A 15,139-nucleotide genomic window follows, 5' to 3' on the forward strand; every position below is an offset into this window, starting at 1 on the left:
GAAGCCTTGCACTATAGCATGGGATTTTTGAAGCGGTCAACTTTTTGCGTTGAGCTTTCAGAAACCTACTGCAGCGGCAGCGACACGGTAGGCGGCACGGCAGCGACCTCGACGCGCTTGAACGCCTCCTGTGCCGCCTGCATGGGATCGTCAGCATGGAGCACCGCGTCCAGCCCAGCTGCCAAGCGGCGTGTGTCTGCGCGGAGAACCCTGTGCTTCACGGAGGCGATCTGCGCAGGGTGCATCGACAGGCTGCGCAGACCCATGCCCAGCAACAGCTCCGTGAAGGCGACGTCACCGGCCATTTCGCCGCAGACGCTCACATCCTTGCCGGCCGCGTTGGCGATGGCAATGCTGTCCGCCACCAGCTTCAGCACCGCGGGATGCCAAGGGTCGTACAAGTGAGACACGTGCTCGTCGGCTCGGTCGATGGCCAGGGTGTACTGGATGAGGTCGTTGGTGCCGATCGACACGAAGTCAAAGTACTTCAGGAAGCGCTTGAGCATCAGCGCCGCCGCGGGCACTTCAATCATCGCGCCGACTTCGACATCAACGAACGGCTTGCCGGCATCGGTGAGCTGTTGCTTTGCGCGTGCAATGGACTCGAACGTCTGCCGGATTTCAGACAGGTGGGCGACCATGGGAATGAGGAGCCTCACCTTGCCGTGTGCACTTGCGCGCAGGATGGCGCGCAACTGCTGGCGGAACATGGCGGGCTCCGCAAGGCTCCAGCGGATGGCGCGCAGGCCGAGGGCGGGGTTCAGCACGTGCTCATGCCGCAGTTCGTTGACGCTCATGCGCTCGATGGGCTTGTCGGCGCCAATGTCGACGGTGCGGATGGTCACGGGCAGCCCGTTCATGCCGAGCACGGCATCGCGGTAGGCCTCGTACTGCTCGTCCTCGCCGGGCAGGTCGTTCGGAGCGCGATTCATGAACAGGAACTCGCTGCGGAACAGGCCGACGCCGACGGCACCCGCCTCGACGGCGGCCGCAGCGTCGCTCGGCAGCTCGATGTTGGCGAGAAGGTCGATGGCCTGGCCGTCCAGCGTGACCGCCGGCGTGTGACGCAGCCGGTGCAGCCGGGCACGCTCCAGCTCGCTCTGGCGCTGCCGGAAGCGGTACTCCTCCAGAACGATCGGAGACGGGTCGACGATGACGACACCGTTGTCGCCGTCGATCACCACCCAGTCGTCCTGACGGATGAGACGGCTGGCCTCCCGGGCGCCGACGACGGCCGGAATGTCCATGCTGCGGGCAACGATGGCGGTGTGCGAGGTCTTGCCACCGACATCGGTGACGAAGCCGGTGAAGACACTGCGGCGGAACTGCAGCATGTCCGCAGGCGCGATGTCGCTGGCCACCAGCACAAGCGGATCCTCGCCGCCGAAATCACGCACGCCCTGTGGCGGCGCGACGACGCCGGACGCACTCTTGCGGGCCAGCGCACGAAGCACGCGCTCCGTGACCTGCTCCATGTCCGCCTTGCGCTCACGGAGGTAGTCGTCCTCCATCTCATCGAACTGGCGGGCCAGTACCTCGAGCTGGGCGGAAACCGCCCATTCAGCGTTGTAGTGCCGCTCGCGCACCCAGTGCTTGGTGGCGGACGCCAGCATGTCGTCGTGCAGCAACATGAGGTGCACGTCGAGCAGGGCGGAAAGCTCGGCCGGCGCATCCGGCGGCAGATCGCGCTGCAACGCGGTGAGTTCGGCGGCGACCTGGTCGCGCGCGACGCGCAGGCGCTCGACCTCCGCATCGGCCTGCGAAGCTTCGATGAAGTAGTGGGCGACGTCGATGCGACTCGACGCCACCAACACCGCGCGCCCGATGGCAACGCCTCGGGATACCGGCAAACCGAACACCTGGATGCTCATTCAACGAATGTAGCAGCGGCCATGCCAGGCGAAGCTGGTATCAGCCCGGGGGGCGAAGTCGCGGCCAATGCCGCGCCGTAGGCGCACGGGAAGCGCTTACTGACCCTCGCCGAACTTGTCGTCGACCAGCGCCGTGATGGCGTCGACGGCCTGCTGTTCGTCGGGGCCTTCCACATCCAGCTCCAGTTCGGCGCCCATGCCGGCGGCCAGCATCATCACGCCCATGATGCTCTTGGCGTTGACGCGTCGGCCGTTGCGGGAAAGAAAGACTTCGCTGGCAAAGCTGCCGGCCAGCTTGGTGAGCTTGGCCGAAGCACGGGCGTGAAGGCCCAGCTTATTGCTGATGATGAGCTTGGTCTTGAGCATCTGAGTGGGTTGGATGAGCCTGGTTCTGCGGACGGGTGTTTCCCACCGGCATCACACCCTGCGTCGCGCCTGCCAGGGCGCGCGTGACGAGGTTCTCCAGCGGCTCTTCCCCGTAGCAGAGCGTGCGCCACAGCATGGGGACGTTGACGCCGGTAACCACCCGGACCTGGACGCCGTCGGACAGCTTCTGGGCCACGTTGCAAGGCGTTGCCCCGAAGACGTCGGTGAAGATCAGGGCCTGCGGCGTGCGCGCCCGGGCCAGTGCCGCCCGTGCGAGGCCTTCCGCCTCATCCGGTGACATGTCGGGAGTCACGTCGACGACCTCGATGCGGGCGGCGCACTCCGGGAAAGTGTGCTGCGCCACGGCGCGCAGCGCGGAGGCCAGCGGCGCGTGGGCGAGGATGACGAGACCGGGAATCATGGGGGGTGGAGCGTACTCGGGATTGCACTGAGCACCATCAGGCTAGGTGCAAACCCGTCAAGACAAGGGGGACCGAGGCGGCTTAGCCACGTGGGGGCGGCACAGGATCTTTGGAAACGCTGGCGGCCTGCGCATCGCCGACATTCGCCAGGCCGCCTTCAGCCGCCGAGCTGCAGCGCGCCGAAGAAGGTATCCACCGCTTCCGCATCCAGCCGGCTGCCCAGCACCGTCGCTTGGAATACCTGCGTGCCATGCGCAAAAAGCACCAGCTGCACCTGGATGGTTCCGCCATCCGGTCGGCGGCCGGCCAGGCTCAGACGGCCGGCGCGAGGATTCGGCGTGGCGCCTGGCAAGGCAGCCGACGCCGGCGCGGCAGGCACCGGCGCACCGACGTTGCCTGCCGCGACGGACGCCAACGCCTCCAGCGCAGGGCCCACCCGAGCCGGATCACCGACGTCGGCGAAGGTGAGGCCGAAGGTCATGCCCTGCGCATCACACGACACCACGGTGACCGCAGACGGCGCGCCCGCCAGCGGCACGTTGCGGGTCGGCCCGCTGGGCTTGCAGGGAAACAGGGTGAGCAAGGGCGCGCCCTCCGGGCGCCACTGCCGCCAGTTCAGCGAGGGGGAACAAGCCGCCAGCACCACGGCGGCAGCCAGCGGCGCGGCCGCCAGGCGCAGGGAGGAACGGAGGAAGGTCACGGCACATTATCCCGGGTGGCCGCTTAGCATCAGGCCATGACCCAAGCTGTTCCTTCTCCTGCCCCGGCCGGCGCGCTCAACGGCGTGCGCGTGCTCGATCTGTCCCGCGTGCTGGCCGGCCCCTGGTGCACTCAGACGCTGGCCGACCTGGGCGCCGACGTGATCAAGGTGGAGCGCCCGCCCGGCGATCGCCACCCGGGCGGCGACGACACCCGCGGTTGGGGTCCGCCCTTCCTGAAGGACCGCGAAGGCCAGGACACCGCCGAAGCCGCCTACTACCTGGGCGCCAACCGCAACAAGCGCTCGATCACCATCGACATCGCCTCGGCCGCCGGGCAGGCGCTGGTGCGGCGGCTGGTGGCCGATTGCGACGTTTTCGTCGAGAACTACAAGGTGGGCGACATGGCCCGCTACGGGCTGGATTCGGCCACGCTGCTGCAGCTGAACCCGCGGCTGGTGTACTGCTCCGTCACCGGCTTCGGCCAGACCGGCCCATACAGCGAGCGCGCTGGCTACGACTACGCCATCCAGGGCCTGGGCGGCCTGATGAGCATTACCGGCGAGCGCGACGACCTGCCCGGCGGCGGCCCGCAGAAAGTGGGCGTTGCGGTGGCCGACCTGTTCACCGGGATGTACGCCACGGTGGCGATCCTGGCGGCGCTGCGCCACCGCGACGCCACGGGCGAAGGCCAGGCGATCGACATGGCGCTGCTCGACACCCAGGTGGCGATGCTGGCCAACATGGGCGCCAACTACCTGGCCAGCGGCGTGGCACCGAAGCGGGCCGGCAATGCCCACCAGAACATCGTGCCGTACCAGGTGTTCGAGGCGGCCGACGGGCACCTGATCCTGGCGGTGGGCAACGACAGCCAGTTCGCCAAGTTCTGCCAGGTGGCCGGCCTGCCCGAGCTGGCCGCCGACCCACGGTTCATCAAGAACGCGGACCGCGTGCGTTACCGCGAGTCGCTGGTGCCGATGCTGGCCGAGGTGCTGCGCACGCGCGCCAAGCAGGACTGGCTGAGCGCGCTGGAGGCGGCCAAGGTACCGTGCGGCGCGATTAACGACCTGGCCGAGGTGTTCGCCGACCCGCACGTGCTGGCCCGGGGCATGGTGACGCAGGTGGCGCATCCGCACACCGATGCGCTGCGGCTGGTGGCCAGCCCGATGAAGATGTCGGCCACGCCGCCCACGCTGCGCCGGGCACCGCCGCTGCTGGGTGAGCACACGCAGCACGTTCTGGCGGAGTTTGGCCTGTCAGCGGAAGAGTGCGCGGCGCTGCGCGAATCGGGAGCGATCTGATGGACTACGTGCTGGTGCATGGCGCCTGGCACGGCGCTTGGTGCTGGAAGCGGGTGCTTCCGGGGCTATGGGCTGCCGGGCATCGGGCCTTCGCGGTGTCGCTGACAGGCGTGGGCGAGCGGGCCCACCAGTTCCGCCGCGACATCGACCTGAAGACGCATGCGGACGACGTGTGCACGGTGATCGAAGCCGAGGAACTGCAGGGCGCGGTGCTCGTGGGCCACAGCTATGGCGGCATCGTGATCACCGCGGTGGCCGACCGGCTGGCGCATCGGATGTCGCACCTGGTCTATCTGGACGCGGTGGTGCCCGAGCCCGGCGAGAGCTGGTCCAGCGGACACAGTGCAGAGACCCAGGCTGCGCGCCGGGCGGCCATCGCGGCCACCGGCGCCATCGCGCCGGCGGACCCGGCAGCCTTCGGATTGACTGGCGGCGACGCGGCCTGGGTGGCCCGGCGGCAGACGCCGCAGCCGGGCGGCGTCTACGACGACCCGCTGCACTTCGACGCGCAACGCATCGCGGCGCTGCCGCGCACCTTCATCGATTGCACATCGCCCGCGCTGCCGACGATCGACCTGATGCGCCAGCGTGTGCGCAAAGCGGCGGGCTGGAAGGTGGTGGAGATACCCACCGGCCACGATCCGATGGTGAGTGCGCCGGATCAACTGCTGGCGGCGCTGCTGGCGGTGCGCAGCTAGCGCGGTGGTAGGCCGTGTTGGACTTGAACCAACGACCAAAGGATTATGAGTCCTCTGCTCTAACCAACTGAGCTAACGGCCCCCGGGGGAAGCGGCGCATTGTAGGCAGGCGCGTCGCCCGCCATGCGGGGCTCAGCGCGGCTGCGACAGCGCGTTGGTCACCAGCCGCGAGGTGATGTCGACGATCTGGATCATGCGGTCGTAGGCCATGCGGGTGGGGCCGATGACGCCGAGGGTGCCCACCACCTGGCCGTCCACCTCGTAGGGCGCGCTCACCACCGACAGCTCCTCGAACGGCACCACGCGGCTTTCGCCACCGATGTAGATGCGCACGCCCTCGGCGCGGCTGCTGACGTCCAGCAGGCGCATCAGCTGCGTCTTCTGCTCGAACAGGTCGAACATCTTGCGCAACGAGCCCATGTCGTTGAAGTCCTGCACCGCCAGCAGGTTGCGCTCGCCGCTGACGACCACCTGGTCTTCGCTCTCTTCCAGCGCCTCGCCGCCGGCCTGCACCGCAGCCTGCATCAGCGTGGCAATGTCGCCGCGCAGCGCCTCGATCTCGCGCTTCAGGCGCTCACGCACGCCGTCGATCGTCAACCCGGCGTAGTGGGCGTTGAGGAAGTTGGTGGCCTCCACCAGCTCGCTCTGCGTGTAGTCACGCGCGGTGAAGATCACCCGGTTCTGCACGTCGCCGTCGGGGGCCACCAGGATCAGCAGCACGCGCCGCTCGCCCAGCCGAAGAAACTCGATGTGGTGGAAGACGCTGGTCTTGCGCGGCGCCGTGACCACGCCCACGAAATTCGACAGGTTGGACAGCATGTGCGCCGCCGTCGCGATCACGCGCTGCGGCTGGTCAGGCTGCAGGTGGCCGCCGGCGGCAGCCATGTCGGCCGGCATGTCGGCCGCGCCGAAAGGCCGCGCGGTAAGCATGGTGTCGACAAACAGCCGGTAGCCGCGTGCGGTGGGGATGCGGCCTGCGCTGGTGTGCGGGCTGGCGATCAGGCCCAGCTCTTCCAGGTCGGCCATCACGTTGCGGATGGTGGCAGGCGACAGGTCCAGGCCCGAGGCTTTCGACAACGTGCGGGAACCCACCGGCTGGCCGTCGGCGATGTAGCGTTCGACCAGGGTCTTCAGCAGGGTTTTGGCGCGCTCGTCGAGCATGGTTTTTCATTGTACGGAAGAGGCCTTCGCCCCGAGGCTGCCATGCGGTGATGGTGTAATCCTTCGCCATGGGCAACCGCTTCCGACACGCCGCCATCGTGGGCAAATTCCAGGCCCAGGGCATGCGTGCGCTGCTGGAGGAGATCGCGCAGTTCCTGATGAGCCGCGGGCTCGAGGTCTCGATGGAGCGCGCCACCGCCAACAACACCGGCATGGCCGCCGAGTACGGCGCGCTCACGCCCGCCGAGATGGGCCAGAAGTGCGACCTGGCCGTGGTCGTGGGCGGCGACGGCACGATGCTGGGCATCGCCCGCGAGCTGGCGCGCCACAACATCCCGCTGGTGGGCATCAACCAGGGGCGGCTGGGCTTCATCACCGACATCACCGTGGGCCAGTTCCGCGAGGCGCTGGCGCCGATGCTGGATGGCGACTACGAGGAAGAGCACCGCAGCATGCTGGGCGGCGGCGTGTGGCGCGACGGCCGGCCGATCTTCGAGAGCATGTCGCTCAACGACGTGGTGGTCAGCCGCGGCGCCACCGCCAGCATGGTGGAGCTGCGCATCCACATCGGCGACGAGTTCGTGGCCAACATGCGGGCCGACGGGTTGATCATCGCCTCGCCCACCGGCTCCACCGCCTATGCGCTGTCGGCCGGCGGGCCGATCCTGCACCCGGGTATCGCGGGCTGGGTGCTGGTGCCCATCGCCTCGCACACGCTGTCGAACCGGCCGATCGTGCTGCCCGATGCGGCCGAGATCACGGTGGAGATCGTTGCCGGCCGCGACGCCTCGGCCAACTTCGACATGCACAGCCTGACCAGCCTGCTGCACGGCGACGAGGTACGCGTGCAGCGTTCGGCGCACAAGGTGCGGTTCCTGCACCCGCGCGGATGGAGTTACTACGCCACGCTGCGGCGCAAGCTGCGCTGGTACGAAGGGGTTTGACACCGATGCTGCGCCGCCTGGCCCTGCGCGATTTCGTCATCGTTCCCGTGCTGGAGATCGACCTCCAGCCGGGCTTTTCCGTGCTCACCGGGGAAACCGGCGCCGGCAAGTCCATCCTGATCGACGCGCTGCAGCTGGCGCTGGGCAGCCGCGGCGACGCCGGCGTGGTGCGCGAAGGCGCCGCCCGCGCCGACATCACCGCCGAATTCGACATGCCGCCCACGCTGGCCGGCTGGCTGGCCGAGGCCGGCTTCGACGCAGGCGCCGACGACGGCGTGCTGCTGCTGCGCCGCGTGATCGACGCCCAGGGCAAGAGCCGCGCGTGGGTCAACGGCAATGCCGCGACGCTGGCCCAGCTGCGCGAGGCGGCCGAGCACCTGCTCGACATCCACGGGCAGCATGCCTGGCAGAGCCTGACGCGGCCGGCCGCCGTGCGCGCGCTGCTAGACGCGCAGGCCGGCATCGACCTGCAGCCGCTGACCGCCGCCTGGGGCGACATGCGCGGCGCCGCCGAAGCGCTGGAAGCCGCCAGCGCCCAGCGCGACAGCATCGAGCGCGAGCGTGAACGCCTGGCCTGGCAGATTGGCGAGCTGGACAAGCTGGCACCCGCCGACGACGAATGGGAGGAGCTGAACGCCGAGCACCAGCGCGCCTCTCATGCGCAGGCACTGCTCGACGCCGCCCGCCTGGCGCTGGATGCCGTGGCCGAGGCCGACACCAATGCCGACACCCTCACCTCCCGCGCGCTGGATGCGCTGGGCGACGTGGTGCACCACGACGCCCGCCTGGCCGAGGTGATGGAGGTGCTGCGCAGTGCGCAGGCCCAGCTGGAGGACGCCGCGCACACGCTGCACGGCTACCTCGGCCACACCGAGGTTGATCCGCAGCGGCTGGAAGAACTTGACGCCCGCCTGGGCGCCTGGATGAGCCTGGCCCGCCGCTACCGCCGCACGCCGGCCGAGCTGCCGGCGGTGCTGGCGCAATGGCGCGCAGAGCTGACCGCGCTGGACGCCGCTGCCGACCTGGATGCGCTGCAGAAGGCCCATGCCGACGCCCAGCGCCGCTACCAGCAGGAAGCCAGGCGTGTGACGCAGGCGCGCACCGCTGCCGCCGGCCCGCTGGGCGAGGCCGTCACGCGGGCGATGCAGCAGCTGGGCATGGGCGGTGGCCGCTTCGAGGTGGCGCTGCTGCCGCAGGAAGCACCGCAGTCCTACGGCCTTGAAACCGTGGAGTTCCGCGTGGCGGGCCATGCCGGCAGCACGCCGCGGGCGCTGGCCAAGGTGGCCTCGGGCGGGGAGCTGTCGCGGCTGGCGCTGGCCATTGCCGTCACCACCGCCGCGCGCGACGAGGAAGGGGCCGGCACGCTGATCTTCGACGAGATCGATGCCGGCGTCGGCGGTGCCGTGGCCGACACCGTGGGCCGGCTGATGAAGCAGCTCGGCCAGCGCCGCCAGGTGATGGCGGTGACGCACCTGGCCCAGGTGGCCGCCTGCGCCGACCATCACTTCGTCGTCTCCAAGGCGGCGCAGCGCGGCATCACCACCAGCGACGTGCAGCCGGTGGCCGGCGAGGCACGGGTCAGCGAGGTCGCCCGCATGCTGGGCGGCGAGAGGCTGGCCACCAGCCTGGCGCATGCCGAGCAATTGCTGGCGGAGGCAGCAAAGCCGGCCGTTGTCGCCGATGATGTAACAGCCGCTTCCGGCAAGCCCTCTCGCAAGCGCTCCCGTGCCTGACATCACCCCCACCCGTACTGACCTGCCCACGCCGTCCGACGCCATGCGCGAGGTGGTGCTGGTCACCGGCATTTCCGGCTCCGGCAAGTCGGTGGCGCTGCATGCACTGGAGGACGCCGGCTACTTCTGCATCGACAACCTGCCGCCCGAGCTGCTGCCGGACTTCCTGCGCATCGAGCGCGACCGCTCCGACCGCCGCGTGGCCATCGCGGTGGACGTGCGCAGCGCCGGCTCGCTGCCGCACCTGCTGCCGCTGATCGACCGGCTGCGGGGCGAAGGCGTGGCGATCCGCTCGCTGTTCCTCGATGCCAGCACCGATGCGCTGGTGCGCCGCTTCTCCGAAAGCCGGCGGCCGCATCCGCTGTCCACCAGGCCGGCGCCGGTGCGCGCGGCCGAAGGCGCACAGGAAGACCCCGCCGGCGATGGCCGCCGGGCGCTGGTCGATGCCATCGAGCTGGAGCGCGAGCTGCTGGCCGAGCTGCGCGAGGTGTCCACCGTGATCGACACCAGCCAGCTGCGCCCGGCGCAATTGCGGCTGTGGCTGCGCGACCTGGTGGGCGCGCCGCACGGCGGGCTGACGCTGGTGTTCGAGAGCTTCGCCTTCAAGCACGGCGTGCCCCTGGACGCCGACTTCGTGTTCGACGTGCGGGTACTGCCCAATCCGTTCTACATCCGCGAGCTGCGGCCCTTCACCGGCCGCGACGCCGGCGTGGCTGCCTACCTCGAGGCGCAGCCCGAGGTGCCGGAGATGCTGACGCAGATCGGCGACTTCATCAGCCGCTGGCTGCCCTCCTTCGAGGACGACCAGCGCAGCTACCTCACCGTGGCCATCGGCTGCACTGGCGGCCAGCACCGCTCCGTCTACCTGGCCGAGCAGCTGGCGCGCCGCTTCCGCCAGCGCAGCGCCACGTTGCTGCGCCACCGCGAACTGGACGCACGGGAGTGATGACATGAGCACCGAGCTGCCGCTGTTCCCGCTGCAGACGGTGCTGTTTCCCGGCGGCCGGCTGAACCTCAAGGTGTTCGAGGCACGCTACCTGGACATGGTGGGCGACTGCCTGCGCCAGCAGCGCCCCTTCGGCGTGGTGTGCCTGCAGGCCGGCGGCGAGATGCAGCGCAAGGACCAGGACGGCAACCCGGCCCCGGTGCGCTTCCACGACATCGGCGTGCAGGCGCACATCGACGAGGTGGACGCCGAGCAGGCCGGCATCCTGCACATCCGCTGCAGCGGCCGCGAGCGCTTTGCGCTGCAGAACCCGCGCCGCCAGCCCGACGGCCTCTGGCTGGCGGACGTGGCGCTGCTGCCGGCCGACGAGCTGGCCTTGCCGCCGGACGAGATGGACGACACGGTGCAGTCGCTGCGCGAAGCCATCGAGGCCATGCGGCGCGAAGGCGCCGAGCCCTTCATCCCGCCCTATCGTTTTTCGGACGCCGGCTGGGTGGCCAACCGTTGGTGCGAGATCCTGCCCATCAGCCTGGCTGCCAAGCAGAAGCTGATGGCGCTGGACGACCCGCTGGCGCGCCTGAAGCTGGTGGACGAATTCCTGCGCGACCAGGGCGTGATCGGCGGCTAGGCACTCCCCAGCAGCTTGCGGATCGGCGCCGGCAGGCCCAGCGCCATCGCCTCGTCCAGCGTGAACCAGCGGCCGGCGGGCAGCGTCGCTTCCACCGCCTGCAGCGCCGGGCCCTGCAGGGCGTCGGGCAGCCGGTGGTGCAGCGGCTGCAGCGCCCAGTCGAAATGCGTCAGCACATGCTCGAAGGGCGGCAGCGTGGTGGCCACGCCCGGCCAGCTGGCGCTCAGGCGCCTCGGCTCGGCCAGGTCGTCGAAGGGCGGCAGGCTCCACAGGCCGGCCCACACACCGGTGTCCGGCCGCTGCACCAGCCACACGCGGTCGGCCTGCTGCAGCCACAGCAGCGCATTGCTGCGGGCGCCGCGCTTGAGCTTGCGGGTCTTCACCGGATAGCGCTCCGGCTGGCCTTCGCGCCGGGCCACGCACACGGGCTGCAGCGGGCACAGCAGGCACTGTGGCCGTCGCACGGTGCATACGGTGGCGCCCAGGTCCATCAGGCCCTGGGTGTAGGCCTCGATGCCCTGGGCGGGCAGCAGCGCCTCGGCCTGCTGCCACAGCTGGCGTTCCTGTGCGGCCACGGCCAGGTCGCCGCCGAAGCCCAGCGCGCGCGTCAGCACCCGCTTGACGTTGCCGTCCAGGATGGCGGCCCGCTCACCGAAGCAGAAGGCGGCGATGGCCGCCGCGGTCGAACGGCCGATGCCCGGCAGCGTGGCCAGCACCGCGCTGCTGCGCGGGAAGGCGCCGCCGTGCTCGGCCATCACGGCCTGCGCGCAGCGGTGCAGGTTGCGGGCGCGGCGGTAGTAGCCCAGGCCGCTCCACAGTGCCAGCACATCATCGAGCGGCGCGGCGGCCAGCGCGGCGACGTCGGGAAAGCGCTGCAGGAAGCGCGGGTAGTAAGCCAGCACCGTGGACACCTGCGTCTGCTGCAGCATGATTTCCGACAGCCACACGCGGTAGGCGTCGCGCGTGCCCTGCCAGGGCAGCCCGTGCCGGCCGTGGGTGAGCTGCCAGCCGACGACCCGCTCGGCCACGCCGGGCGTGGCGGCTTCGGTGGGCGGGGCGGGCGGCATGCAGGCGGCGGCAACGGGTTCAGCGGAGGAAACGGCGTCGGCATTCATCCGCGCATCATCCGACACGCAGGCCGCTGGCACGGTGGCACCGCTCAGAACCTGTGAGCGAACCGGTCGCGACCGAGCGGCGCGACAGGGCGGCCTGGATCCAGGCGCAAAGCGCAGCCATAGCTCGGGCTATGGCGAGCATTTGCAACGACGAGCCGGGTCGTCAGGGCGCGTTAAGCGGGCGTGAGTGGTTCGTTCACAGGTTCTCAGCCGGCGCCCTGGCGGCTGCGGCCGGCGGCCGCGGAATGCACCAGTGTCAGTGGCGCGGGCTCCTGCCGCTCCGGCGCGGGAAAGCTCAGCGGAATGTCCACCGTGGCCGCGCTGCGCAGCGCCAGCGAACGCAGCGCCATCGCCTGCGCATGCACCTGCTCGCCCAGCCGCTCCCAGTGGCGGTGCTGCGCCTCCAGCTCGGCAATGCGGCCGGCCAGCTCGCCGGCGGCGCTGTGGGCGCGGGTGAGCGTGTCGCGGCGGCGCTCGAAGGCCCGGCGGCGGTCACGCAGCTGCACGTCCACCTGCACGGTGACGATCTGGCTCCACCGCTCCAGCTCATGCGCCTGGTGCTCGAAGATCACCTCCAGCTTGGACAACAGCATGCGCAGGAACTGCTCCATCTGCCGCTCGTCGCCCAGCCGCAGCGCATACGGCAGGCCCAGGTAGCGGCCGTAGTTGCGCTCGATCAGGTCGATCTCCGACAGCGCACGGGCCGGCGCCGGCGCCGCGCCCGGTGCCAGCGCGAAGCCGAAGTCGGTGTTCAGCTGCTGGTAGCTGGCCGTCAGCATGGCCTGCACCTCGGTGCCCAGCCCGCCGGCGCGCTGCAGCAGCGCACGCAGCCGCCCGCACAACGCGGAGAACGCCTTGCGCGCCCGCAGGTTCAGCATGCGGCCGGTGGATTCGCGCTGCATCTGCTGGACCTCGGTGCGCAATTGCTCGGCCGACAGCAGCTGCAGGGCATCGCCCACCAGGCGCGACTGCACCGAGCGCAGGGCGGCCAGCCGCGAGGTGCAGCGCTCGAATTCCTGCGCTTCGGTGTCCAGCCGCTCCAGCGTCCACTGCACCTTGGCCGCGCTCTTGCCGCGCACCTCGCGCAGTTCGGAGAGCTGCTCGTGGATCTGCCGGCGCTGGTCCGCCACCCGGCGCGTGGCCTGCGCCTCCACCGTGGCGGTGCCGCCCAGCAGCAGTTCCGACAGCACCTGGCGGCGGCGTGGCAGCAGCTGCGACACCAGCGCATCCTCCAGCGCCGCCAGGCCGCCGGCATGGCTGCTGGCCGCATCCGCGAGCGCGCCCTGGCGCACCCGGGCCACCAGCGCCTGGCGGGCAGAGATCGGATAGACCGCCGCCTCCGGCACGCCCAGCGTGCTGGCCACGCCGGCGCATTGGCGCGTGATCTGCGCCTGCACCTCGGCCTCGGGCAGCAGCGGATCGGCCAGGGTGTCCACCTTGTTCAGCACCACGTAGCGGGCCGGGCCGTGGCCGCCCAGGTGCTCATGCCACACCGCCAGCTCCGACTGCGTGACCCCGGTGTCGGCCGCCACCACGAAGACGATGGCATGCGCGGTGGGCAGCAGAGAGAGCGTCAGCTCCGGTTCCGCGCCCACGGCATTCAGGCCCGGCGTGTCCAGCACCACCAGGCCGCGGCGCAGCAGCGGATGCGGATAGTTGACGACCGCATGCCGCCAGGCGGGGATGTCCACCAGGCCGTCGGGCCGCAGGCGGGGCCCGCTGCCACCGTCGGCGGCGTCCGGTGCCTGGGGCGCCAGGCCCAGGGCCCGCGCTTCTTCCAGCGACACCGCCTTCGTGCGGGTGAGCTCCTGCAGGGCCTGCGCCACCTGCTCGGGCTGGCTGGTGTCCAGGCGCAGCCGCTTCCAGCGGGCGGACTGGGTGCGCAGCACCGCCAGCGGCGCGGCTTCCAGCCGGGTCTCGATCGGCAGCAGCGCCAGCAGCGGCGGCAGCGCATCGTCATGGCCCAGCTCCACCGGGCACATCGTCGTGCGGCCGGGCGTGGCCGGCAGCATGCGGCGGCCGGTGTCGGCGAAGAAGATGGCGTTGATCAGCTCCGACTTCCCGCGCGAGAACTCGGCCACGAAGGCCACCACCAGCTGGTCGCTGGCCAGGCGCGCCTGCAGCGTGGCCAGCACCTGGGCCAGGCCCTCGTCCAGCAGGTCGTCGGCGCCCAGCGTCTGCCCGAAGGCATGCACCTGGCGCCCGGCCTCCTCGCGCCAGGAGGCCAGGGCATCGAGGTGATGGGCGAAGGTGAACTCCATGTCGGGCGGCTCGGTGTGCAGGTTCGCGAACGATGCTAGCGCAGGGGTGATGGGCGAAGCGGCAGCTTCGCTACCGCTTGCTACCGCCCAAGGCCGCCGGGCTCAGCGCTTCTGGCACACCGCGCAGAAGAAGGTGGAACGCTGCGCCTGCACGATGCGCCGCACCGCCGCACCGCAGTTCGGGCAAGGCAGGCCTTCGCGGCCATACACACGCGCTTGCAATTGGAACTGCCCGTCCATGCCGTGGGCGTCGCGAAAATCCCGAAGCGTGGAGCCGCCCAGCGCCAGCGCGCGCGTCAGCGTCTCCCGCACCGCGCCCAGCAGGCGCGCGGCACGCGGGCGGCTGATGCGTTCAGCCGGCAGCCGGGGGTCGATGCGGGCCTCGAACAACGCCTCGCATGCATAGATGTTGCCGGCGCCCACGATGATGTCGCCGGCCAGCAGCGCGGCCTTGATCGGCGTGCGCCGCCGCTGCAGCGCGGCATGGAACAGCGCCGGCGTCAGCGCCTCGTCGAACGGCTCGTGGCCCAGCGTCGCCAGCAGCTTGCCCGCCATGCCGGCATCGATGGACGGCGACCACACCACCGCGCCGAAGCGCCGCGGGTCGGTCAGCCGCAGCACGCCCAGCGAGGTATGCAGCTCGAAGTGGTCATGCTTGCCCGCCTGCCGCGCCGGCGCCGGCAGGAAGGCCAGCGATCCCGACATGCCCAGGTGCATCAGCAGGCCGCCGGCCGGCTCGCTGGGCAGCTGCAGCGGCAGCCAGAGGTACTTGCCGCGCCGCACCGTGTGGCCCACCGTCGCGCCCACCAGTTCGGCCGGATCGCGCCCCAGCGGCCAGCGCAGCGGCGCGCCCAGCACCAGCTGCCGCACCTGCGCGCCGGCGATGCGCCCGGCAAAGCTGCGGCGCGTGGTTTCCACTTCGGGCATCTCAGGCATGGAGGCTGCTGGCCGTGAACATCCAACGATTGTGGAGCGCCCGTGCTTCACCGGCCCTT

Annotated in this window: 14 protein-coding genes and 1 tRNA gene; 6 read left to right on the forward strand and 9 right to left on the reverse strand. The window is 70.5% G+C overall.

The window, feature by feature from the left end; all coding sequences use genetic code 11:
• Positions 1-65: 65 nt before the first annotated feature.
• The 4 genes from ptsP to VO99_RS09860 form a co-directional block, all read right to left on the reverse strand.
• Entirely contained in the window at positions 66-1,871 is a 1,806-nt protein-coding gene (gene ptsP / locus VO99_RS09845) for a phosphoenolpyruvate--protein phosphotransferase (RefSeq protein ID WP_083440492.1), read from the reverse strand.
• 96 nt (positions 1,872-1,967) lie between these two features.
• Positions 1,968-2,237 (reverse strand): HPr family phosphocarrier protein, encoded by a 270-nt coding sequence (locus VO99_RS09850; RefSeq protein ID WP_046112695.1) that lies wholly within the window; start codon positions 2,235-2,237, stop codon positions 1,968-1,970.
• Positions 2,206-2,655 (reverse strand): PTS sugar transporter subunit IIA, encoded by a 450-nt coding sequence (locus VO99_RS09855; RefSeq protein ID WP_046112892.1) that lies wholly within the window; start codon positions 2,653-2,655, stop codon positions 2,206-2,208. The genes VO99_RS09850 and VO99_RS09855 overlap by 32 nt, the downstream gene beginning before the upstream one ends.
• Before the next feature lie 161 nt (positions 2,656-2,816).
• Positions 2,817-3,359, reverse strand: coding sequence for a hypothetical protein (locus VO99_RS09860; protein ID WP_046112696.1), 543 nt, complete (start codon positions 3,357-3,359; stop codon positions 2,817-2,819).
• Positions 3,360-3,395: 36 nt separating this feature from the next.
• On the opposite strand from VO99_RS09860, the gene VO99_RS09865 reads away from it, so the two are divergent.
• Both VO99_RS09865 and VO99_RS09870 read left to right on the forward strand, forming a co-directional pair.
• Positions 3,396-4,658: a CaiB/BaiF CoA transferase family protein gene (locus VO99_RS09865; protein ID WP_046112697.1), complete on the forward strand. Its 1,263-nt coding sequence runs from the start codon at positions 3,396-3,398 to the stop codon at positions 4,656-4,658.
• On the forward strand, positions 4,658-5,356 hold the full coding sequence (locus VO99_RS09870) for an alpha/beta fold hydrolase (protein WP_046112698.1): 699 nt from the start codon (positions 4,658-4,660) through the stop codon (positions 5,354-5,356). Before VO99_RS09865 ends, VO99_RS09870 begins: the two co-directional genes overlap by 1 nt.
• A 5-nt stretch (positions 5,357-5,361) precedes the next feature.
• Here VO99_RS09870 and VO99_RS09875 read toward each other — a convergent pair.
• Positions 5,362-5,438 (reverse strand) — tRNA-Ile (locus tag VO99_RS09875).
• Positions 5,439-5,488: 50 nt separating this feature from the next.
• A complete protein-coding gene (hrcA, locus tag VO99_RS09880; RefSeq protein ID WP_046112699.1) occupies positions 5,489-6,517 on the reverse strand; it encodes a heat-inducible transcriptional repressor HrcA in 1,029 nt (342 codons plus the stop codon).
• 68 nt (positions 6,518-6,585) lie between these two features.
• On the opposite strand from hrcA, the gene VO99_RS09885 reads away from it, so the two are divergent.
• From VO99_RS09885 to VO99_RS09900, 4 genes are read left to right on the forward strand one after another with little or no spacing between them, the layout of a single operon-like run.
• Positions 6,586-7,461 carry an NAD kinase gene (locus tag VO99_RS09885; protein ID WP_046112700.1) on the forward strand — a complete coding sequence of 292 codons (876 nt, stop codon included), beginning with the start codon at positions 6,586-6,588 and terminating at the stop codon, positions 7,459-7,461.
• 5 nt (positions 7,462-7,466) lie between these two features.
• Positions 7,467-9,194 carry a DNA repair protein RecN gene (gene recN, locus VO99_RS09890; protein WP_046112701.1) on the forward strand — a complete coding sequence of 576 codons (1,728 nt, stop codon included), beginning with the start codon at positions 7,467-7,469 and terminating at the stop codon, positions 9,192-9,194.
• A 43-nt stretch (positions 9,195-9,237) separates the two neighbouring features.
• Positions 9,238-10,140: an RNase adapter RapZ gene (gene rapZ, locus VO99_RS09895; protein ID WP_046112702.1), complete on the forward strand. Its 903-nt coding sequence runs from the start codon at positions 9,238-9,240 to the stop codon at positions 10,138-10,140.
• Positions 10,141-10,144: 4 nt separating this feature from the next.
• On the forward strand, positions 10,145-10,768 hold the full coding sequence (locus tag VO99_RS09900) for an LON peptidase substrate-binding domain-containing protein (RefSeq protein WP_046112703.1): 624 nt from the start codon (positions 10,145-10,147) through the stop codon (positions 10,766-10,768).
• Here the strand turns inward: VO99_RS09900 and mutY are convergent.
• The 3 genes from mutY to mutM form a co-directional block, all read right to left on the reverse strand.
• Complete coding sequence (gene mutY / locus VO99_RS09905; RefSeq protein WP_046112893.1) at positions 10,765-11,835, reverse strand: A/G-specific adenine glycosylase; 1,071 nt, start codon at positions 11,833-11,835, stop codon at positions 10,765-10,767. The two genes, VO99_RS09900 and mutY, sit on opposite strands and share 4 nt — an antisense overlap.
• Before the next feature lie 254 nt (positions 11,836-12,089).
• Positions 12,090-14,144, reverse strand: a complete 2,055-nt coding sequence (locus VO99_RS09910) for a dynamin family protein (RefSeq protein ID WP_052736235.1) — start codon at positions 14,142-14,144, stop codon at positions 12,090-12,092.
• 102 nt (positions 14,145-14,246) lie between these two features.
• Positions 14,247-15,080: a bifunctional DNA-formamidopyrimidine glycosylase/DNA-(apurinic or apyrimidinic site) lyase gene (gene mutM / locus VO99_RS09915; protein ID WP_046112704.1), complete on the reverse strand. Its 834-nt coding sequence runs from the start codon at positions 15,078-15,080 to the stop codon at positions 14,247-14,249.
• Positions 15,081-15,139: the final 59 nt, after the last annotated feature.

Source organism: Aquincola tertiaricarbonis (genome assembly GCF_000969605.1).
GTDB lineage: Bacteria > Pseudomonadota > Gammaproteobacteria > Burkholderiales > Burkholderiaceae_C > Aquincola > Aquincola tertiaricarbonis.